Here is a 21,435-nt window from a genome sequence, read left to right as displayed (position 1 = left end):
AAGTGCGCGTTTTGCGTTGCTCAAAGAAGCGTAAAGAGATTAAACTTTGTCAGGTAAGCGGGCTTATACTGCTGCCCTGTTGCTGATGAGGTTGATATGAACCCTTTAAATGCCATTACTTTCGCTGCGTTGTGTGGGCCTTTAGCACAGCCTGCGGCACTTGCCTTGGATTTTATCCCTGAATCCGTAACGACCGTAACCCGCTGTAGTCAAAAATCACCCAGCCTTGATGATTATGCAAATAGCCTGGAGCAGGGTAAAGAAACACTGAGCAGATTGACGATTTCTATTGATGATTACTATATTTCATTGATTAAAATGGATTTTGTTTCTGCGCGGCAGACTGTTGTAGAGAACGGCATTGAAACTATGGAAGCTTGTGAGATGTTCTTGCGTGCTTTCGAAGAAGAGATTAAAAAGACGATATCCGGCAATTTGCCAGGCTTTGTTGCTACTGAGTTACGCATCTATTGGCGGCATATCGCAAAAGCACGCTCATCTGTCACTCGACTCAACCAGTTCACTCTAGGGTTGTTCAAGGATGCCGTGACGTACAAGAGTACGACTGACTTATCCGCCGTGAAAGAGTTGGCTGCTTACACTTCTACCAAACTGAAAGAAGCAAAATTTCATTGAGCTTATGCCTATGAGCCAAATCGAGGTTTCAGTACACCCTGCAACGCGAGAAAGATTTTTCCTTGAAATTTTCACTAAATACCCAACCTTAGAAAGCGCAATATTAGCCGATTTCAAACGCTATAAGTCCGAAGATATATTACCTGATTACTTTGGTCGTGATGTAGCATACACAGAGCCTTATGCCGCGTTTCGTTCAGGCTTGATGCACATTCATCTTTGTTTTCCCCCGGATTCATTTCCCTCTAATCGCCCTCAGCCCGATCGCGTATGCAAACGTGGGAGCCCTGAAAATGATGCTTCTTTGGTCTATGTTCAGGGAGAGTTGTATGAAAACAGATACTCGTTGATCGCGATAATGCATCCTGATGCTCATGGCAAAGCCAGGCAACATGAGGTGATGAATTATCCCACCAGAATTGCACAAGAGTTTAGAGATAATAACTAACGTTAATCCTGGCGATAAAGATTGCACTGCATTTGTCACCGGGAGTGAATATGCCGTCGATGGTGGTTTACTTATGCGTTAGGGATCGTGCCGTGCGTTTTAGTCGGGATTGAAGCGGCTGTGTTGGTGCGTTTCAGGTTGGTGCGGTGCGGCTGGGATTCGTGCGTTCCGGGGAGTGCCGTAAAGACGCCGTGAATCCTTCCCTGGAGGCTCTGCCGCTGCATCCATGCAGCGGAAGCTTTACTCTACTCCCCGCCATCCCCGCCTTTATGTGAGTGATGTGCAGACCTTCGTCCGTGCGATTTGTGGCTGCACAACTCACAGGCCTACCCCCATAAAAGATGAGGAAAAAGTCCGACATCGCGATGTGAAATTATCAATGAAGGAAATATCATTATATCCAGCAGGGCTTTTCACGATTTATTCAACCAGAATGGAATATTAACGACACCTCATCAAGTGTCGGTGGTATCATGCCGGTCAGGTGTATTTTTCAGCAGATATTATCTGTAGCTGATATTCACCTGAGATGATAATCAACGTGTAAGCTGTGATGGCAAGGATACAAGACATGTACGATACCATTTTGTTTGATTTTGACGGCACGCTAGCCGATTCCTCTTCATGTTCGGTCATTGCGACGCAGCAAGCCTTCGTGGCTCATGGCCTTGCAGCGCCTGAGGCCGCAGCTATCACTGACTGTATGGGCATTCCCATTGAGGTTTCATTCCGCCAGATGGGGGCAGAAGCTTTTTCGGAAGCGCAGTTTACCCAGCTATTAACCACTTTTCGTGAATTGTATCGCGACCATGCGGCAACCCATATCACGGCATTTAACGGCGTTGCTGAGATGCTGGGAAATTTGAAAGCCGCCCAGAAAAAAGTGGCTGTAATTACCAGTAAGAAAACGGCCGTTGCAGAGAGTAATATCGAAAAGCTGGGTTTGAAAAGCACGATCGATATTATTATTGGCTCCGATCTGGTGAAGCAATATAAACCTCATCCTGAGGGGATCTATATTGCATTACAACAGTTGTTCACTGATGGCCCCTATTCACGCCATGCAATTATGGTCGGGGATGCCGTAACCGATATCGAAATGGGAAAAAATGCCGGTGTACACACCTGTGCCGTCACCTGGGGAGCACACAGCGAAGCGCGTTTACGCGCCAGTGAACCTGATGCTATCGCCCATGATGTGGCAGCGCTGAGTCAGCTGTTGCTGGCCTGAGGCAAAAAAACCGCGCGAAAAGTCGCGCGGTTCAATCGATTAGGCGTGAGTCATTACCAGCCTTTAATGATATCGCCTTTGTAGATCTGGTTCGCTTTTTCCAGCACTTCAGGTGACTGGAACGCTTCCTTCAGCTTCAGCACATTCGGGCTGTCTTTATTGTCTTCACGCGCCACAATCGCATTCACGTAAGGCGAGGCTTTGCCTTCCATAAACATGCCATCACGGGAAGCCGACAGGTTAGCCAGCGCGGCAAAGTTATTGTTGATCACGGATACGTAGACCTGTGGATCGTCCAGCGTACGCGCTAACTGTGGAGTATCCACTTCAACAATCTTCAGATTTTTCGGGTTAGACGTAATATCCAGCGTGGTTGGCAGCAGACCAGCCTCTGGCTTCACAGTAATTAATCCCTGAGCCTGCAACAGCAGCAGGCTGCGGCCCAGCGTCGTGGCTTCGTTGGAAATCGTTACCGTTGCGCCATCAGGCAGATCTTTCAATGATTTGATCTTGCGAGAATAGCCAGCGATCGGGAAGACAAACGTATTGGTCACCACGGCGAAGTGATAGCCACGCTCTTTCATCTGCATGTTCAAATAAGGCAGGCTCTGGAAGGCATTGGCATCCACATCTTTGTTGTACAGCGCTTCATTTGGCTGCACGTAATCGTTGAACGCAATCACATCTACATCAAGATGATACTTATCATGGGCAACCTGTTTAACGGTATCCCACAACGCCTGATCCGGGCCGGTGTTAATCGCCACTTTGATGGTGTTGTCATCTTCTTTTTTACAGGCGCTCAGCAGCGTCACAGAGGCCGCTAACAGGATGGATAATACTTTTTTGTTCATGACACAGGTCCCTTCTTAACGTAGGGAACGGACTATAATACACATCTAGACGTCTGTACATCCATTCTGGTGCGACTGCCGAAAATTGCAGCGCCGGACGCGCTGCGACAGAAATTATGCCTCCAGCGTCTCCTGCACATGTCGCCAACGGACTTTTTCATTTTCAAGACTGAACAGTGCGGTAGCCCAGCGCACATTGCCGCTGTTGCCATCCCAATGCTGTAATTCGCGATAATGCACTACCGCGCCCTGATCCCATTGGTGAAGAACCGATACCCGATCAACGCTAATGTTCAGACCCGGACGGCTGGCCTGCTGTGCCTGTAAAAATGCCGCCAACCCGTTGCGGTCGAGCTGTGCACCACTGGGCACCGTCATCGAAAAATCAGCTGAAAACCGGTCAATCAGTTGCGCAAAGTCCCCTTCGGCAGAACCTAACCAGTGAGCGAGTGCGTCCAGGCCTTGATGCAGTTCGGTAAGATAAGGGTTCATTTTTGTGTTTCCTCAGTAAGTAAATGCAGTTTGATCGCCTGACTATTCAATCGCAGGCTGACGAGGGCGGGCAGCAGGGTGACACCGGCCGCGACGATAAAGCACAACGTATAAGCCTGTGTCTGCGGGATCTGTTGTTCCAGCACATTGAGTAACAGGCTTAATAATGCAACACCCAGGCAAAAACTCAGCTGGCGATTGATATTCCACAGCGCACTGGCATCTGCCATTTCTGCCGCATCAATCTCCAGCATGGCGCTGTTTTGCGCACTCGAACTGCACAATGAGCCGCCAAACCCCATTAGCGCATACGCGCAGTAAAGCATCAGATGCGGGGTTGAGGGGTTTACATCGATTAGCCAGAGAATGCCCGCGGCCTGACACAAACAACCGCATATGATCATCGGCTTAGGGCCGACGCGATTAAACCCTTTACCACTGGTGTGAATGGCGATAAACGCGGCAACAGACCATGCCAGCATCAACGCGCCATTTGCCGCTGCACTGAGGCCAGCCATCTGCTGTAACCAGAACACCGCAATCATATTAACGCCAATAAAGAAGCCCGGCGTGCAGAGATAAACCAGCATTGAAAAGCGCAGAAGTGGCATACGCAGTAGATGTAAAGCCAGCAGTGGAGCAGGGTGGCGACGGCTGCGAACAATAAATGCAGCCAACAGTAACAGCGCGGGAAGCAGCCATAATAGTCCTGTGATCATCTTGTCAGGTTCGCTCAGCGCGGTGAGACTCAGCAACAGACACAACAATCCCCCTGCGCTGGTCACAACGCTGAGAATATCTAAAGCGGTGTTGGGGGAAGACGTCGGCGCATCACGCAGCCAGATAAAAGCGCAAACCAGCGCAATGATTGTCATTGGCAGGCTGACCAGGAAGACAGCATGCCAGCCAGAATGCTCAACTAGCAGTCCTCCCAATGCCGGTGAGGTTGCGGGGGCTAACAGTGCCACCATCATCACCAGCGTGGAGATCCGGGTTCTCTCGGCAGGGGCGTAAAGCTGCCAGGTCAGCGCCTGACCGACCGGGATCAACAGACCACCTCCTGCGCCCTGAATCACCCGCCAGCTCACCAGACTGGCCAGACTTTGCGCATGGCCCACCGCCAGTGTCGCGAGCGCAAACAAGCTTAAAGAGAGTAAAAACAGACGTCGTGCGCCAAAGCGATGCGTCAGCCAGCGACTGAGCGGCACGACCAGCGTCAAGCCAATAATGTAACCGTTACTGACCCAGGCTAACTGTGCCACTGAAGCGTGTAAATCGGCGGACATCGCGGGTAGGGCGACGCCTGAAATAAACATATTGATCAGGTCCAGAAACAGGCTCAGTAAATAGACGGTAGCCACTTTGCTGCGATAGGTCATGATTGTCTCTCCGTGAAGTGGCGACAATCTAGCGTGAACACCTGGCGGGATAAACGGGGATGGCGGTGATAGACTGTCAAAATTATTTTGACAATCATGGGCCATTTCAATGCTTAGCCTACAGCGGGTGGCGATGTTTATCGCCGTGGTTGAGTCAGGCAGTTTTACCGCTGCGGCAGCTTCACTACGCCAAACTAAAGCAGCGATTAGCATTAACATCCGTCAGTTAGAGGCCGAGCTGGGCGTCTCGCTGCTGGTGCGTTCAACCCGACGTTTAGCGCTGACCCAGGCCGGAGAGGTCTTTTATCAGCGCAGTAAACAGTTGTTACAGCAGGCAGAGAGTCTGGTGGGGGATATCCAACTGACTCACAGTGGATTCAGCGGGGAGCTGCGTATCACCAGCACCCCCGAATATGGTCAGGCGCGGGTGATCCCTGCACTGGCGGCTTTTACGCGTCTTCACCCGCACTTGCAGGTACGGTTTGTCTCTTCCTCTCACCATGCGGATTTAATTTCTGAGCGTTTCGACGTCGCAATTCGTCTCGGCACCCTGGCGGACTCCAGCTATCGCGCGGCGCTGATTGATCGCTTTTCGGTCTTCGCCGTAGCGTCACCGCAGTGGCTTGCTGAACATCCAATCGATTCACTCCAGGCACTAGCCACAACCCAATGGATTATCCACAATCGCCTCGCTGATCCCCTTAACTGGACGTTGCACGGCCCTGAAGATCAACCCGAGCAGTTGGCCATACGCAGCCCTATCCACTATTCCGCTGATAGCTCTTCTGCATTGCTCGGGTTTGCCCTGACCGGGTGTGGCGTCACACTGCTACCTGAATGGCTAGCCGGGCCTCATATTGCGGCGGGGACATTGCAGCGGGTGTTACCGGAGTGGCAATTTCCGCCTCAGGGGATTTATGCGGTCTATCCGGATACCCGACATGTCCCTGCACGCGTGCGCGCCTTTATCGATTTTTTACGCCATTTCCATGTGTCGCATCCGGCCATTACGCAGAGTGTCGAAAGGTAAAGAGGGCGCGCAATCTCCGCGTCATCTCACGATGCTATATTTTTCGCGGCGCATCGCATGGTCAATATTTAACCTCTTCGCTGTGTTGTGCATTTGGCGGCGTCCCAATAGATTTATCCACAGGCTTATTCGGCAGATATCCCGGTAGTTTGTGGATAACTGGCTTAATAAGCAAACGGTTGCGCACCTGAGTAATGCACCATAGCCCTCGGCAGATGTGGTACAAAACAGTATCCAAACCAGAAGGGAGTCATTAATGCGTACGCAAAAAAGAGCCATGGGATACATCGCAGTGGTGGTTGATGATTATGATCGTGCGATTGAGTATTACACCGACAAGTTGGGGTTTACGCTGGTAGAAGATACACCGCAACCGGGTAAACGTTGGGTCGTGGTGACGCCTAATCCTGAGAGCGATTGCAATCTTCTGCTCGCGCGCGCTTCCAATGAGAGACAAGAGCGCTTCATTGGCGATCAGTGTGGGGGCCGAGTGTTTTTATTCCTACAGACGGATGATTTCTGGCGTGACTACCGGGCGATGAAGGCGAAAGGGGTCAACTTTGTGCAGGAGCCCCGTGAAGAGGAGTATGGCACGGTGGTGGTGTTTGAAGATCTGTATGGCAACCGCTGGGATCTGTATCAGAATAAATAGCTGTAGCCGGGCAAGAGGTGAACGAGTGAGAGAACGTGATGTTCTCTCACTGTTAAAGCGGGAATCAGGATTCGGTGTTTTTTTGCTGTTCGCGCATCACCTGGTGGCGGTAGAGGAATTTACCAATGTCTTCACTAAATTCCGTTAATTTTTTGCGGATACCCGGTAAAAACACCATCCGCACTTTTTTACCGTTGTCCTGTTTTTCGTGGAAGTAGAAAATGACATAGGTAATGCCCAGCATACTGTTAAAGGTTGCTGTTCTAATCTCATCCCAACTCCATACCTTGCCATGCTTCGGCTCGGTGACGCCCTGCCAGCCAACGCTGATCTCTCTGCCTTTACGCAGTTTGTAGGTCACAGACGGGAAGTATTTTTCCACTAGGGCAATTTGTTCTTCACCTACCGGCTCATAGCGCCAGGAGAGGCTCTCTTCGTGTGCGGAAGAGAAATCGCTCTCATAACGCTGCCACAAGGTTTGCTCAATCTCATCAGCGTGTGGGACTAAATCCACCCAGCTGTGTTGCGGCATCAGCGTGGCTACGGCGGCAAAATCACGTTCATCGATCACGTGGCCGACGCTCTGCATCCTTTCACTGAGCGGTGGGTGAGAGTCAAACGGGTGTGGCACGTTTTGCTCGCGCATCATGCTGGTGAAACCGTCGGAATGGGCGTAATCAGTCAGCCCCTTGGCAATCGCGTCACGCATGTTCAGGGTTTCTTCATGGCGTTCGTTACGCGCAAACATCTCATGTTCTACTTCCCCCCAGTAGGCGGAGTAAGCAGAAATTTTAACCAGTGATTCCACAATGGTGGCCGGTCCGGCAACTTCTGCCGCTTTACGGTCGGCAATAAACTCTCGATCGCGACTGTAGCGTTGCCATGCCAGTTCAAACAGCATGCGATACACGGCCAGTGGATAATAGACCGCCAGGGTGAAAGGGTTCTCGCCCATCAATTCGATATACAGATCCAGATGGTGCAGCTTAGGTCCCAGCGCCGCACTGGATGCGGTGTCGCCTTTTTGCAGGTGAGTCAGCTCATGGATCATGACACCATCAGCCTGTTCCGGCGTCAGGTGACGCAGCAGAGGGAGGCTGACGTAGAGTTTACGGCCACGCAGCTTCTGCTTTTTAACACTCAGCGGGGCTTCGGTAACGTAAAAGCTGGCATCAATACCGGCGATAACGTGGTCAGGTGCCGTGGTACCCAGGCGAGCGGCCAACTGACCCAAACGTGCCCACAGGGCGGGAGCATGGGTGCGAGTGACCTCAATCCCTTCGGTATCGTCCGGCGGTGGCAGGCGACGGAAAATCCCTTTGAGAATGCAGAAGATACCAACAACCACGGCCAAACCAATCAACAGGATGAGTTTTGGGAAATAACTGTTGGTGAAGAAGGCGGTGATCCAGAATGAGAGCCACACCAGCAGCACCCCCTGAACCAGGACTTCGATCAGCGTCACCAGAATCAGGATCGGGCGGGCCAGACGTAGGCTAATGGCCTGAATAGCAGGCCCGACAAACGCTAAGCCACTTAACGCGGCGATCAGCAGCAGGATAAACACGCCAAAGACAATCAGCGCGACCGAGAGTTTGGTAAAGGCATGGAACTGCCACAGCTCAGAGCCTAGGGGACAGACGGAATTTTGGTAATCTTGCAGGTCAGAATCCACAGGGACACAAACACTCTGTGGCGGATGTTCATCAAGGAAGGCTTGCACCTCCGTCACATCCTGGTTTTGCTTACGGGCGTTATCAATAATGATGCTGGCAACCTCGTTGCCAAATTTATGACTGCCGTATTCGGTAAAAATCAGCGTGGTAATGGGGATTAAAAACAGCGACAGCAGCAGGTAGATCAGGATTCGGCTAAATCCCTTTTTCATGGTGAGGTTTCCTTGTCTCATAAAAATACAAAGGCCAGAGTGGCAATACGGCAAGGAAAGTTCAGGTCGGCAGAAATCCTTTTCCGCATCGCCGGGGCACCGGCTTCAGATGTTTTTTTTAGGTCCATTTCTTTCTGGGACCGCTGGTGCGCTACTTTACGGAAACCGCTCCCCAGATCAAGCCATACATCAGCCAAAGTGATGCATTTTTGGATTATTCCGAAAGTGGTGCGCACATTCATGCTGGAGACACAGCAATGAAGAGGGTGGTTTGTGAGCCTACTCGAGAGAAAACCTCATCTTCCGCAATACGGCCAAACAAAGAAAAGCATGAGTGTTACTGATATCAGGAAGGCTGCTTTTGCTGATCGGGCTCGTAACGCTGGACCTCAATTTCCGGTAACGGTCGGGTTGAGGTGCGGCCACAAAACTCACTTTGTCCGCTGTCGGCAAAACGAAAGAAGGTGGCACCATCTTCACTGTCTTCCAGCAGCTGATCGCCGTTGACGAACGCCGTTATCGTCACGGGATCGCCATTTGCCAGATGAGAGAATTTGGTGCCAGCCGCCATGATCATCTGCTCGTCAGGCGGCCACAGCAGAAAATTGACGCCATACTGCGCCATCACCATCTCCATGGGGGGATGTCCGTCACACTGAATCTGATATTCGCCTTCGCTCCAGGCGGGGGCTAGCCAGCCACAGCTCAGCAGGCCGATGAGGATTTGCGTTTTAATTGTCATTTTATTCCCGATACCGGTGAAATATCACGCGCAGTGCGACGGTATGGCAATAAAATAGTCTGAATTATCAGCAAATCCCACGAGTAAAATGTAACGTCCACCGGAATTAAATGAAGAAAAATGAAATTTCACATATTTCATTCACACCCTGTTTGTGACGATTTCTCCACGACGGGTGCGTAAAAAATAACAAATATACCTGGAGTATTTTCCACCTCTAGCGAGGTATAGGTATAATGTTTCATCTCGCTGTTGAGATCTAAAATGGCTTTATTTCCAGCCCCCATACGACTCACTTCATGCCGTTGCCATAGCGCGACAAAATCAGCACTGCGGGTACTCAAATCATTCACTATAGAGTCGAAATCGGCGGAGTTGCGTCCCGCAGCCTGATAATTGCGAAATGCAGCGATGGTGTGCAGTGCCGCGCTTTCCCAGTTGCCAATCCGCTGCTTGTAGGCGGGATCAATAAACATCAGTTTCAGTGAGTTACGGTCAGAGAGGGGGACCTGCGTCCAGTCAAAGATATTCTCCTGTGCGGCACGGTTCCAGTAAAGAATATCCATGTTTTCCCGCCGTACAAAAGCAGGATAGGGGTGCAGGGCATCCACCATCACCTTAACCTCTTTGGGAATGTCGGGACTCTGTTCTGAGGGCAAAGTGTGACCAAAGACGATCGCGGAAAAATAGTTCTGCTCTACTGGCGTGAGTTGTAATACTTTGCCAATGCGCTGAATTGCCGCCGGGGAGATGCGGATATCCCGCCCCTGTTCCAGCCAGGTGTACCAACTGACGCTAACGGCGGCCAGTTGAGCCACTTCTTCACGGCGTAAGCCCGGTACGCGCCGCTGTTGACTGTCAATGCCATACACTTCAGGTTTAACCTGCGCGCGATGTTTATGCAGAAAGTTTTTAACATCTTCGTTTCTGGCCATTATTTCTCCTGGGTATGAGTTTTAATCATAGGATAAACCGCCCCATTTTTACTTTTATTCAGCCTGGTATTATTGCCGCCAAGAATACGTTAATCCAGACGAGGATAAAAAGCACAAATGTCTTCACAGCAGTTATTCACACAGACAACACAGCGGCTGCCAGTCAGTGCGTTGGCCATTATGTTTACCGGCATCTTGACGTTGGTTGCGGTAATGGGTATTGGACGATTTGCACTGACACCACAAATTCCATTAATGATCCGTGACGGGCAACTGTCTCTTTCAAGCGCCGGGGTGTTAGCCGCTATGAACTATGTCGGCTACTTGCTGGGGGCAATCTATGTCAGCCGTTTACGGCAACATCATGCACTCTATTTGAAAACCGGGCTGGCAATCACGGTGGCCGTTACCCTCGCATCAGGGGCCACCACCTCCTTTATATTGCAATGCCTGTTTCGTTTTCTGGCGGGGGTAGGCGGCGCCTGGGCGCTGATTATCGTGACCTCCTGGACACAGCTTATGCTGGCCGAACGTCAGGCTCCGCGCCTGTCTGCTCTGGTGTTCGCCGGACCCGGAATAGGGATTACCCTGAGTGGCTTGCTGGCATGGTCAATGGCAGGATTTTCGGCCTCATCAGCATGGTACATCTATGGTGCGGTTGCGTTGGTCGCGGCGATGGGGATCTGGCGGACGTTACCCGCTGCGGTTGCAACGCCTGCTGCGTCAGCGCCTAAAGCTAAGATCAGTCATAATTTAAAAGTCTTACTGGCGGTGTACTCATTAGCGGGATTTGGCTACATCCTACCGGCGACATTTCTGGCCCAGATGGCGCACAGTCAGTTTCCTGCTGGTAGCCCGATGGTCTCTCTTTTCTGGCCGCTGTTTGGTCTTTCTGCGGTGGCGGGGGTGCTGTTGGCGGTCTTTGTTGCCGGTAAATACCGTCCACGTTACTGCCTGGCGATAGCGCTGATCTTGCAAGGTATTGGCGTTGCAGCGTCGGTGGTTTTGCCAAATACAGCAGGGCTGGTGATCTCTACGCTGCTGACGGGGTTAGGTTTTCTCGCCATCATGCAGTTCAGTATGCGTCTGGCACGTCTGTTCTCAACCGGATCCTTGGCACGCACTGTGGGTATGCTGACCTCAGGCTACGCCAGCGGTCAACTGATTGGCCCGCTGATCTCTGCGGCCAGTGTTGCTCTGCTGGGGTCGTTAGCCCCGGCGATTCTGTTGGCGGCGGCGATGTTGGTACTGGCGGGGCTGGCCGTGATCGGTCTGATGCGTGAAAAAGCCTGACTGGGCGATCCCGCTAAGCGCCGGGATTGTGATCCCGTTGTTGCATTTTGGTGATTAAATTTCAAACCAGACAATTTTTGGAATAAAAACTTCAAAATTTACCCTTCAGCGATTGCTACCGGTAGCAATTGACGCTATGCTGCACGGCAGAAACACATTTTAATAATAATATAAGTAGTACCTGTAGGTAGCCGTCTTGAATGACGGCATTTTTTTGCCCGCTATTCCGCATTATCCCCGCTGTTATCCACCGGCTAAACCGGTTAATCTTTACACGGTTAACAACTGTAATTAGACTAGGTTTTGGGCGTTAACCTGACGCAGGCGAGTCTAACCTTTTGAGCGAAGTACTCCAGTGCACATGGAGGACATCATGCAACCCTATTTAAAACATCAGAAAATACCACTACTTATCCCATCAGCTGGATTTGATGCCAAACTGAGCATTACCGACAAGAATGTTGATCACACTCAGGCCTTTATTTCATCAGGCGTAAAAGACTTTTCTCTGCCCGGCTTTGTGACACCCCATAGACTGTTTGTGATAAGTACAGAACGCTTACATTAACCTGGCGACTTGAATGCAAACAATACTTACCTTATCGGCAACGCAAATTGAAGCACGTCAGGATGAACTGGCCGAGGTGCTGCATAACTGTGTGAATCAGGGGGCTTCTGTGAGTTTCATGTTGCCGTTTGAACATCAGCGCGCGGTGGCTTTTTGGCAGAAGACCAGCCAGAGTGTCGCCCGTGGGGAAAGGGTGGTACTGGCGTGTGAAGATGTTGATGGCCAGATTGTGGGCACGGTGCAACTGATTACCGATCAGCCGGAAAACCAGCCGCACCGTGCGGATGTGGCGAAACTGTTAGTGCATCAACGCGCACGACGCTCAGGCGTTGCCAGCGCCTTGATGCAGGCACTGGAGCAGGAAGCAAAACAGCACGGCATTCGCTTACTGGTGCTGGACACCGCAACGGGCAGCGGAGCCGAAACCTTTTATCAACATGCTGGCTGGCAGAAGGCCGGAGAGATCCCGGATTATGCGCTGATGCCCGATGGTGCGTTAACCCCAACTTCCCTGTTCTACAAACACCTTTCAGCCTAATCAGGCTGCGTATTTGCGCGCGCCGAACACACAAGCCACGGCGGCGCAGGTCACTAACAACATCGGCCAGGTGACGGATTCGTGTAACAGCAAGGCGGCCAGTGCCATACCGATAAACGGTTGCAGGAGCTGAAGCTGGCCAACGGCCGCTATGCCTTGCTGTGCCAGACCGTGATACCAAAAAATGAATCCCACCAGCATACTGAACACGGAAACATAGACAAATCCACCCCATGCAGTTCCGCTCACCTGAGTGATGTCATTGGGCAGGGTGAGCAGCGTCAAAGGCAGCATTACTGGCAGGGAGAGAATCAACGCCCAGCAGATCACCTGCCAGCCCCCCAGGCGGCGTGACAAGGTGGCTCCTTCTGCATATCCCATGCCGCACAAGATCACCGCTGCAACCATCAAACTGTCTCCGGTTAACGAACCCTCACTGCCGTTAAACAGAGCAAATCCGCCCACAAACAGCGCGCCACTGAGGGAGAACAGCCAAAAAATCGGACGGGGTCGTTCCCCTCCACGCAACACCGCGAACAGCGCGGTGCAGAGCGGCAACAGCCCGACGAAGACAATGGAGTGGGCGGAAGTCACGTGCTGTAGCGCCAGTGCAGTCAGTAGCGGGAAGCCTACCACTACGCCTGCGGCGGTGATGAGGAGTTTGCCAATATCGTGTTTTTTCGGGCGGGACTGCCTGAGCAGCCTCAGCAATAACAGCCCCAATACCGCCGCGACCGTCGCCCGCCCGCCGGTCAGAAAAAGCGGGTTGAGCTCCGCCACCGCCACGCGGGTAGCGGGTAACGAACCGGCAAATATCACCACGCCTGCAAAACCACTCAGCCAACCGTTCACTCTCATTGATACGTCCATCTGTCAGAATTGAAGCCATCAGTTAACCATTGGCGCAGGGCGCAGAGACAGATACACTTCAGTACAGTTTTATAAAACTGTATTGGTACTGCGACCAGTACAGTTATGGGGGAATAGATGAGTGAGCACAATAAAACCGGGCAGGTCATGGCCGTTATTCGCCGCCAAATTGCGGCACGTGCGCTGACGCCGGGGATGAAATTACCCTCGGTCCGGTTACAGGCGCGACTCTCAGACGTTTCGACGTCAACCATCGTGGAAGCTTATGCCCGGCTGGCGGCAGAAAACGTCATCACTTCACGACCCGGAGCCGGATTTTTTGTTGCCGGGTCTATCGCTCCCCTCGACCTGACGCACATGACGCCAGTGAAGGAGCGCGATATTGACCCGTTATGGATCTCGCGCCAGGCGTTAGATGCGGAAGATGGCAAACTCAAACCCGGTTGTGGCTGGCTGCCATCTGACTGGATGTATGAAGAGGGGATGCGGCGCGCACTGCGCAAAATGGCGCGCGAGCCTGCATCAACGCTGGCAGATTACGCCACCTCGGCGAATAGCCTGCCCTTGCGGCAGCTTTTAGTCCGGCGCATGGCAAATCAGGACATTAAAACCCAGGCCGACCAGGTGATGTTAACCGAATCGGGTACACAGGCGATTGACCTGATCTGCCGCTTTCTGTTGCAGCCGGGCGATACAGTATTGGTGGATGATCCCTGTTATTTTAACTTCCACGCTTTGCTGCGGGCGCATCGCGTGAATATCGTTAGCGTGCCATACACCGCCAATGGCCCGGATCTGGTTGCATTCGCTGCGGTATTACAGGCTCACTCACCGCGACTTTACATCACCAATTCAGCGATCCATAACCCAACCGGCGCAGTGCTGTCGCCACTGGTGGCCCATCAGGTGCTGAAAATGGCGGAAGAGCATGATTTGATCATCGTTGAAGATGATATTTTTGCTGATTTTGAACACCGTCCGGCCCCACGGCTTGCGGCGTTCGATGGTTTATCCCGCGTGATTGCGATAGGCAGTTTTTCCAAAACCGTGTCAGCGGCGTTACGCTGTGGCTATATTGCAGCCAGGGCTGAGTGGGTTGAGGCATTAATCGATTTGAAAATTGCCACCAGCTTTGGCGGCGGCAGATTAGCCGCCGAAATGTTGCTACAGGTGTTAACGGACAGTGGCTATCGTCGCCATCTCGAAGGGTTAAAGCTGCGGCTGGCGCAGGCGATGAAAAACACCCATGAGCGGTTGCAACAGCTAGGCATTCGGCCCTGGTTAATGCCGCCGGCCGGGCTGTTTCTCTGGTGTCAGTTGCCGGATAGCATCGATGCGGTGGAACTGGCGCGCCGTTGCCTGCGTGATGATGTGGTGCTGGCCCCCGGCAATATTTTCAGCCAGTCCGGCAGTGCCAGCACGCTGATGCGTTTTAATGTCTCACAGTGCAGCGACGAACGAATCTATCGCTCGCTGCAACAGGCTTTAAGCGACCAGCTGCGCTAACAGTGCGGGCAGGGCAGCGGTACTGGAGTAATGTGTCGCTTCAGCAAAATAGTCACGCTCGCCAATAAACACAGAACGGTTGGCGTGACGTAGCATCTCAAAGTCGTTGCTGTCATTACCGAACGCCACGGTGCGGGACATATCCACGTCCAGCCGCTGCAACGCAAGGTATTTGCTCTCGATCCGTGGGCTGATATCAAACACGTTGTCGTGACGGTGATGATAAAGCGTAAATGTGAGCTGCTGTGCGGCGAGGAACGCATCAAATTCACTGCGGAAAGCGCCATCGAGGATCAGGATCTTTACCACACCCTGGCCGATTAACCGCGACTCTTCAATTTCATGCTGTGACAAACTGCGCATGTAGTCGTGGAACGGGTGCGCCAGGCGAGAAGTCGAAAAACTCCATGGCCCATCCAGCACATAAGGCACCTGGCGTTGTTGCAGGAAGGTGATGATCAAATCGGCGTATTGGGCATCAAACTGGCTGCTAAACAAGCAATCCCCCGCCTGCCACGCCATGCCGCCGTTACAACCAATCATCAGGCATGACTTCAGTTCTGCGGGTAGCAGTGGCAGCATGTCGCGCACCGGGCGGGCCGAAGCAAAAATCACGCGATGACTTTGCATCAACTGCACAATGCTCTGCGCCAGTTGCGGTTCCAGCGGCGCGCCATTGGTGATAATGGTTCCGTCGAGGTCAAACACGCAGTTGGGTAATGTGTTCACGTTGCATCCTTTCTTTTCACTCAGGTTTGAAGCGCGAAACGTTAACACAACCCTCCCGCTGACGCGACTGCACAAAGCGAAGCATTTCAGATTGTTCTGAATCGCGATCCATAAACATCGTTTGATATTGGGACGCTTCTTGCACAGAATGAGCCGTGATTTTTTCAACATAAAAAGGATCTTTTATGTGGAGCACCCCTCGAGCAATAGCCTATGCTCGCCAGCACGCGTTAAGCCGTAGCCACGGCAAATGCGCCCACTTCGTGACTGATGCTTTAAAGCACGGTGGCGCGCAATTGCAACTCACCCCGTTTGCCAAAGACATGGGCCGCAATTTAATCGCGGCAGGATTTACAGCAATTTCTGGCAATCCACAGCCAGGGGATGTTGCGGTGATTCAACCGATTCCCGGTCATCCTTATGGTCATGCCTGTATTTATGATGGGCGAGAGTGGATCAGTGATTTTGTTCAGCGCACCATGTATCCCGGTCCGGGTTATCGTGCTGTGCATCCCGGCTATGTTATCTACAGGCACAACTAATCTATGAAAAAGCTTTTGATTGCAGCGTTGCTACTTTCGCCGCTGGCTGCGTCTGCTCAGGCATCTTCACCCGCAGAGCTGGCCGCACTTCATTTCAACCAGTGGTATGTGGGGCAGTTGATTGCCAGGAAAGAACCCCTGGAGGATTACGCCAATCTGGGCCGTTACGTCACGGCAGATACCGTGCAGGCCTTGAAGAAAATCTACCAGGCCGACAGCAATGACGTGGACGTGCCGGATGCGGATATGTTTATTAAAGCCCAGGACTATGCCGCAGACTGGAACAAAATCAACGTGATCTCGTCTGATTACGATGCCGCTTGCACCAACGTGTATGTTGCCTTTGGCAAGAAACAGGATCACGTCGTAGCCGACTGCATGGTTCAGGAAGCAGGCAACTGGAAAGTTCGTTCAGTGACGTTGATTAAGTAATGCTTTTGGCCCTCTGCATCAGGGGGCTTGCACTTTTCCCACCTGAAAAAATCCATTCATACCCGCGCTGGACACTGCTAATTGAATGGCGGTAGCATCATGCCACTTTTGTCTTTCAGGGATTTACAATGACAACGCAGAAAATCATTCTCGATGGCGGTATGGGCCGTGAACTGGCGCGTATTGGTGCACCTTTTCGTCAGCCGGAGTGGTCAGCGCTGGCGTTATATGAAGCGCCAGAACAGGTGCGAGCCGTGCACAGCAGCTTTATTGCCGCCGGGGCGGAGGTGATTACCACCAACAGCTACGCCGTGGTGCCGTTCCATATTGGGGAAACGCGTTTTCAGCAGGATGGTGCCCGTCTGGCGGCATTAGCCGGCACCCTGGCGCGTGAAGCCGCCGATCAGGCCTCCCAGCCGGTGCGTGTCGCGGGTTCGATTCCGCCAGCACTGGGCTCTTATCGTCCCGATCTGTTTGAAAAACAGGCCGCGCAGAAAATTCACCAGGTGTTAATTAACGCGCAGTCACCGTCCGTTGACCTGTGGCTAGGCGAAACCATCAGTTCTGTTGCTGAAGCGGAAGCCATTGCCGAACTGCTGACCTCACACCCTCAGCCGTTGTGGCTCTCCTTCACCTTGCAAGATGAAGATGACGCCGCTGAACGCGACAGCGTATTGCGATCCGGTGAGCCCGTCTCCGCCGCCGTCGAAGCGGCGATTAAGCTGGGTGCAGAGGCGATTCTGTTCAACTGTAGCCATCCAGAAGTGATGCGCTCCGCGGTGCGCACAGCAAAAGCCGTGCTGCTGGCGCATAACAGCCCAATCGCGATTGGCGTTTACGCCAATGCGTTTGAACACAACAGCAACAGCGGTGAAGCGAACGATGGTCTGAGTACGCTGCGTAAAGACACCGACCCCGCAGGCTATCTGCTGTGGGCGCAAGAGTGGATCGCCGAAGGGGCTTCCATGGTGGGCGGCTGCTGTGGCATTGGGCCGGAAAACATTGCGGCTCTGGCTCAGGCGCTGAAGTAAGCTGCAAGCCCTGCCACCCGGGGCTCACGGGTGGCAAAAGTTACCCTCCCCAACGGTTAATCAACGCCTGCAGTGCTTCCAACGTCTTTTCCGCCTCGGCCATATGCTGCTGCTGAGTAGCCAGTGCTTTCTCACCCTGCTGTAACAGGGATGCATCGCCCGATGTATCCGTGTAGGAAGCGCTGGAGAACGAAGAGTCGCTGCTTGCCAGGCTCAAGGTTGATGTGCTGGATGACAAAACTCCTGTTGCGGGCTGTTCGATGCGCTTGCCCGAGGGGCTCTCAGGTGAAATTGCAGGAAGCGATGCCTGAGCGTGCAGGCGCTGTCCCATCTGTTTTTGTTGCTGTGCTAATGCCACGCGTTCCGCCTGATAGTCCGCCTGGCGCTGCGCCCGGCTGCCAGCCATGCTCTCTGCCAACTGTTGGCGGTTCTGCTCGCGCTTGTGTATTGAGGCGGCATAAGCCTGATTGGCGGCGATAAGGCCACGAGCGAGGTGTTGCGCCGCTTCCGTTTTAATACGTTGCTGGCTGGCACTCTGGCTGGCTTGCCATTTGGCGATCCGCTGTTCTTCCTGCTGCCACGCGATTTTTTTCTGTTGTGATTCTACGGCTTCGTTCAGCTGATGCTGCATCTGACGCCACTGACGTTCATCCTGTGCGCCCAGCTTACCAGGCAATGCCATTGAGGGTTCAGACCCGGCTTGGGTAAGCTCAGGGGATGGCCATTTTCTCCGGGCAATCCGTTTTGCATAATGTGCCCGCTGCACTTTTCCCTGAAGGTTATCTAACAGCGTATCACTCAGCAGCGAAATCGCCTGTTGCCAAGGCACGATAGTGTCTCTGGAAGGCAGCGCGGTAATGAATGTCGTGAGACGTGCATCAAGCAGTGCTTTTAGCGCGTAGCCATATTGAGGTTGAGCCTGCTGCGCCTGTTGCAGAAAATGAGCGCGAAAACGCTCCGCCAGAATGAGATTTAGCTCAGCGGGTGTGGTTGCACCGGTGATTTTTGCCAGCATTTTTCCGCCGTGGGGCGTTTGTAGTAAAGCCACCAGCGGCAGCAGACTATCTAGCTGTTGGATCAGATGCGGTGTCAGCGCGGTGGCGCTCAAGGAGAGCTCCTTGCTGGCAGGTAACATCATCAGTTTTTTTAGTGACTCAAATGCCTGCATTTCGGCGAGTGGGGCGGGCGTATTGGCAGTAATTTTCTGATGTATTTTGTCAGAGGTGGCAGTGAGTGAAGAACGATACCAGAAACGAGAGAGCAGAGAGGGCTTGCTGCCGCTGCAATAGCTATCGCCACCTGGTCGTTGATAATCTTCTGGCGTGGAAACCTTATAACCCAGTGCCTCCATCGCGGCCCGCGCCTGGGCTAAATAGGGCGGATGCCAGTTGTAGAAGTGAATCTGCCCGGATGATTTCAACAGCGCATCCGCGTTTTTAATCCAGCTTTCAATATGTTGTGGCGTAAAAGGGTGTTTGGGTCCCCGACTAAGGTATTCAAATTCCACGCTATCAAAGCGGGATTTACCGTGCAGATAGATATCGCTGCCGCGCACCATCACAAAATCCATGACGCAGTCTGCCCCGGCATCTGGGCTGATATCGAGGGTGAAATCCTGGGCGTGATTGCGCTGTCGTGAGCAGGGGGTGCCACTCAAACTGCCCATCGTGACGTTTTGCGGCGATTGTCCACATCCCACCACCAGTCGTTTGACGGGAACGTTGGGGTCATTCAGGTAACTCTGGATGTTTTGCCAGCGAGCAGCGGGTGCCGTGGAGCATGGCGCATGGGCCATCGGCGCGGGTAAGGCATGGGTAGAGATACTTTTCGGCATAGTAGGCGCTTTACAGGACAAACGCCTTGAGTCACCCGTGCAGCGAGAAGGTTCAGTCTATTGTGCGAGAGGTGTTCCCTGGCCTGAAGAATCAGACTAGGGAGAGGGGATTAGAACAGTGCGAATGGATACTCAACGTAAACGCGGACTTCTTCACCGCCTACGTTGTAGTCAGACGCATCTGAGGAAACGCGCAGGGTTGAGAAGCGCAGTTTCACTTTCAGGTCTTTCGCCGGGCCTTGTGGCACTTTATAGGTCAGCTGATTGAAGAACTCATGCTCGTGACCGTTATCTGTAGCGGCAGTTTTAATGTTATCACCACGTACGTAAGCCACATCATAGCTCAGACCATTAACCCCGATGCCGCTCAGGTCAACAGAGTAAGCCAACTGCCATGAACGCTCATCTTCGCCGTTAAAGTCGGACCAGTAGGAGTTAGACAGCCAGATGGTATTGCCACCGTCGCCAACGCCACCCTGATTACGGTAACCACCGTAGTGATAGCCGGTGCTGCCACTGCTCTGCTGATAGGCAATCTTAAAGGTGTGGATACCGAGGTTATAGCTGGTAGCCAGGCTCCAGATGGTGTTGCTGCGACCGGTATCCAGCGATTTGGCATAGTTCGGGTCGAGGCGCGAGTTATAGCCGTTGAAATCGAAGTCCAGTGACTGATCGCCCGCCAGCGGCTGCTTGTAGTTCAGGCCCAGATACTGCTTGTTAAGCACGTCCTGTACGTTTGAAGCGTAGAATGCACCGCGCAGTTGGTCATTGAACTGATAGCTGGCACCGCCAAACATCAGGTTTTTCAGGCCAGAGTTATGGCTGTCATCGCTTTTACGCTGTTCATCAGTGAAGTAACCCGCGCTGACGTCCAGGCCGTCTACTTCCTGCGAATCAAGCATAAAGCCCGTATAAGTTTCAGACAGCAGGCGCGAATCATCGCTGGTGATGATAGGCAGAACCGGGCGCTGAGTACCATAGCTCAATACGGTATGAGAGAAGCGCATTTTGGCGGTTGCGCCAAATTTCGCCAGATCGTGCTTAGCTGTGCCGTCATTGTCCTGAGAGAAGAAGTCGATACCGCCTGCGCCACTGCGCCCACGGCCACCGTCCAGACGTACCGCATACTGTGCCAGACCATCAATACCAAAGCCCACTGGACCCTGGGTAAAGCCAGAGGTGAAGTTGGCAATAACGCCCTGGCCCCACTCGCGGCGATCGCGGGAATCACCTTTATAGTCACGGTTAATGAAGGCGTTGCGCAGCAACACGTTCAGGTGGCTGTCATTAATAAATCCGCCATCAGTCTGATCGGCAGCAAAGGCTGCGCCAGAGGAGAGGGTCAGTGTTGTCAAAAGCGCAAAAGGGAAACTCTTTTTCACGTTGTGTATGCCTGTGTTTTGTGACTTATTTTGTTTAATTATCAACCAGTATGATGGTTGCCCTTTTTGAGGGGGCATCACCTTAACATTGAAAACCTGCCATTTCGTGCGTTTCTTTAACCATTCGTGCTAAGCATCGCCTTTTTGCCTGGTTTTTGACCAAGGTAAGGATTTCTTGTTGTCGCCTGTATAGGGCACCAGTTATATCGCATTATTTGACCATAATAACAGGGATAATAACGCACTGTTTCTGGCGAAAATTACGGGGTGAACTATGCTGGATTTATTACCGATTTTTCGTCTGGTATTGGATAAATATCTGGACTTTTCGGGAGGCGTTATTTGTATATAGGGTTGCATCATGCCGACCTATTGGTTATGGTGGCCCGTATCTGGCGGTTTTACACTGTCGGAAATTAAAAC

The 21,435-nt window shown here is 52.4% G+C and carries 22 protein-coding genes; 12 read left to right on the top strand and 10 right to left on the bottom strand.

The features are described 5' to 3' along the window. The first annotated feature begins 96 nt into the window (after window positions 1–96). The 3 genes from F3J40_RS19220 (at window position 97) to F3J40_RS19210 (ending at window position 2,315) form a co-directional block, all read left to right on the top strand. Window positions 97–636 (top strand): hypothetical protein, encoded by a 540-nt coding sequence (locus F3J40_RS19220; RefSeq protein WP_167017167.1) that lies wholly within the window; start codon window positions 97–99, stop codon window positions 634–636. 10 nt (window positions 637–646) lie between these two features. Further along, window positions 647–1,084 (top strand): type II toxin-antitoxin system YafO family toxin, encoded by a 438-nt coding sequence (locus F3J40_RS19215; RefSeq protein ID WP_167017165.1) that lies wholly within the window; start codon window positions 647–649, stop codon window positions 1,082–1,084. Window positions 1,085–1,655: 571 nt separating this feature from the next. Continuing rightward, window positions 1,656–2,315 carry an HAD family hydrolase gene (locus F3J40_RS19210; RefSeq protein ID WP_167017163.1) on the top strand — a complete coding sequence of 220 codons (660 nt, stop codon included), beginning with the start codon at window positions 1,656–1,658 and terminating at the stop codon, window positions 2,313–2,315. Between the two features lie 53 nt (window positions 2,316–2,368). Here F3J40_RS19210 and F3J40_RS19205 read toward each other — a convergent pair whose 3' ends face one another. The 3 genes from F3J40_RS19205 to F3J40_RS19195 form a co-directional block, all read right to left on the bottom strand. Continuing rightward, a complete protein-coding gene (locus tag F3J40_RS19205) occupies window positions 2,369–3,169 on the bottom strand; it encodes a MetQ/NlpA family ABC transporter substrate-binding protein (protein WP_167017162.1) in 801 nt (266 codons plus the stop codon). A gap of 114 nt (window positions 3,170–3,283) precedes the next feature. Then, window positions 3,284–3,661, bottom strand: coding sequence for a DUF4440 domain-containing protein (locus F3J40_RS19200; protein ID WP_167017160.1), 378 nt, complete (start codon window positions 3,659–3,661; stop codon window positions 3,284–3,286). Next, complete coding sequence (locus F3J40_RS19195) at window positions 3,658–5,040, bottom strand: MFS transporter (RefSeq protein ID WP_167017158.1); 1,383 nt, start codon at window positions 5,038–5,040, stop codon at window positions 3,658–3,660. The genes F3J40_RS19200 and F3J40_RS19195 overlap by 4 nt, the downstream gene beginning before the upstream one ends. Window positions 5,041–5,149: 109 nt before the next feature. Here F3J40_RS19195 and F3J40_RS19190 point away from each other — a divergent pair, with 109 nt between their 5' ends. Together F3J40_RS19190 and F3J40_RS19185 are read left to right on the top strand one after the other, a co-directional pair. Next, entirely contained in the window at window positions 5,150–6,070 is a 921-nt protein-coding gene (locus F3J40_RS19190; protein WP_167017156.1) for a LysR family transcriptional regulator, read from the top strand. Window positions 6,071–6,326: 256 nt separating this feature from the next. Continuing rightward, window positions 6,327–6,722: a VOC family protein gene (locus F3J40_RS19185; RefSeq protein ID WP_167017154.1), complete on the top strand. Its 396-nt coding sequence runs from the start codon at window positions 6,327–6,329 to the stop codon at window positions 6,720–6,722. A gap of 64 nt (window positions 6,723–6,786) precedes the next feature. Here the strand turns inward: F3J40_RS19185 and F3J40_RS19180 are convergent, their stop codons facing one another. From F3J40_RS19180 to F3J40_RS19170, 3 genes are all read right to left on the bottom strand, one after another. Further along, window positions 6,787–8,610: a M48 family metallopeptidase gene (locus tag F3J40_RS19180; protein WP_167017152.1), complete on the bottom strand. Its 1,824-nt coding sequence runs from the start codon at window positions 8,608–8,610 to the stop codon at window positions 6,787–6,789. 346 nt (window positions 8,611–8,956) lie between these two features. Further along, entirely contained in the window at window positions 8,957–9,352 is a 396-nt protein-coding gene (locus tag F3J40_RS19175) for a hypothetical protein (RefSeq protein WP_167017150.1), read from the bottom strand. A 137-nt stretch (window positions 9,353–9,489) separates the two neighbouring features. After that, entirely contained in the window at window positions 9,490–10,287 is a 798-nt protein-coding gene (locus F3J40_RS19170; RefSeq protein ID WP_167017148.1) for a helix-turn-helix transcriptional regulator, read from the bottom strand. A 117-nt stretch (window positions 10,288–10,404) separates the two neighbouring features. On the opposite strand from F3J40_RS19170, the gene F3J40_RS19165 reads away from it, so the two are divergent. The 3 genes from F3J40_RS19165 to F3J40_RS19155 all read left to right on the top strand — a co-directional run bounded on the left by F3J40_RS19165 (window position 10,405) and on the right by F3J40_RS19155 (window position 12,686). Beyond that, window positions 10,405–11,580, top strand: a complete 1,176-nt coding sequence (locus F3J40_RS19165; protein WP_205297439.1) for a YbfB/YjiJ family MFS transporter — start codon at window positions 10,405–10,407, stop codon at window positions 11,578–11,580. Between the two features lie 373 nt (window positions 11,581–11,953). Further along, window positions 11,954–12,148 (top strand): hypothetical protein, encoded by a 195-nt coding sequence (locus tag F3J40_RS19160; RefSeq protein WP_167016890.1) that lies wholly within the window; start codon window positions 11,954–11,956, stop codon window positions 12,146–12,148. Window positions 12,149–12,161: 13 nt separating this feature from the next. Beyond that, entirely contained in the window at window positions 12,162–12,686 is a 525-nt protein-coding gene (locus F3J40_RS19155) for a GNAT family N-acetyltransferase (protein WP_167017146.1), read from the top strand. Here F3J40_RS19155 and F3J40_RS19150 read toward each other — a convergent pair whose 3' ends face one another. Then, window positions 12,687–13,544, bottom strand: a complete 858-nt coding sequence (locus tag F3J40_RS19150; protein ID WP_167017144.1) for a DMT family transporter — start codon at window positions 13,542–13,544, stop codon at window positions 12,687–12,689. Between the two features lie 129 nt (window positions 13,545–13,673). Between F3J40_RS19150 and F3J40_RS19145 the strand changes: the two genes are divergently transcribed. Next, on the top strand, window positions 13,674–15,062 hold the full coding sequence (locus F3J40_RS19145; RefSeq protein ID WP_167017142.1) for an aminotransferase-like domain-containing protein: 1,389 nt from the start codon (window positions 13,674–13,676) through the stop codon (window positions 15,060–15,062). Here the strand turns inward: F3J40_RS19145 and F3J40_RS19140 are convergent. Further along, window positions 15,042–15,791, bottom strand: coding sequence for an HAD hydrolase family protein (locus tag F3J40_RS19140; RefSeq protein WP_369410956.1), 750 nt, complete (start codon window positions 15,789–15,791; stop codon window positions 15,042–15,044). The two genes, F3J40_RS19145 and F3J40_RS19140, sit on opposite strands and share 21 nt — an antisense overlap. Window positions 15,792–15,976: 185 nt before the next feature. Here F3J40_RS19140 and F3J40_RS19135 point away from each other — a divergent pair, with 185 nt between their 5' ends. The 3 genes from F3J40_RS19135 (at window position 15,977) to F3J40_RS19125 (ending at window position 17,796) form a co-directional block, all read left to right on the top strand. Beyond that, entirely contained in the window at window positions 15,977–16,333 is a 357-nt protein-coding gene (locus tag F3J40_RS19135) for a CHAP domain-containing protein (RefSeq protein WP_167017138.1), read from the top strand. A 3-nt stretch (window positions 16,334–16,336) separates the two neighbouring features. After that, window positions 16,337–16,765, top strand: a complete 429-nt coding sequence (locus F3J40_RS19130; protein WP_167017136.1) for a DUF3828 domain-containing protein — start codon at window positions 16,337–16,339, stop codon at window positions 16,763–16,765. A gap of 128 nt (window positions 16,766–16,893) precedes the next feature. Continuing rightward, a complete protein-coding gene (locus tag F3J40_RS19125; RefSeq protein WP_167017134.1) occupies window positions 16,894–17,796 on the top strand; it encodes a homocysteine S-methyltransferase family protein in 903 nt (300 codons plus the stop codon). A gap of 40 nt (window positions 17,797–17,836) precedes the next feature. Here F3J40_RS19125 and F3J40_RS19120 read toward each other — a convergent pair whose 3' ends face one another. After that, the gene (locus F3J40_RS19120; RefSeq protein ID WP_167017132.1) at window positions 17,837–19,630 is read right to left on the bottom strand and encodes a flotillin family protein; all 1,794 of its coding nucleotides are present in this window, start codon (window positions 19,628–19,630) and stop codon (window positions 17,837–17,839) included. Window positions 19,631–19,740: 110 nt separating this feature from the next. Continuing rightward, a complete protein-coding gene (locus tag F3J40_RS19115; protein WP_205297451.1) occupies window positions 19,741–20,985 on the bottom strand; it encodes an OprD family outer membrane porin in 1,245 nt (414 codons plus the stop codon). Between the last annotated feature and the right edge of the window lie 450 nt (window positions 20,986–21,435).

The organism is Candidatus Pantoea multigeneris (assembly GCF_011752615.1).
GTDB classification, from domain to species: Bacteria; Pseudomonadota; Gammaproteobacteria; order Enterobacterales; family Enterobacteriaceae; genus Pantoea; species Pantoea multigeneris.
Note: the sequence above shows the minus strand (reverse complement) of the source record. Positions and strands in the feature narration are given on the sequence as shown.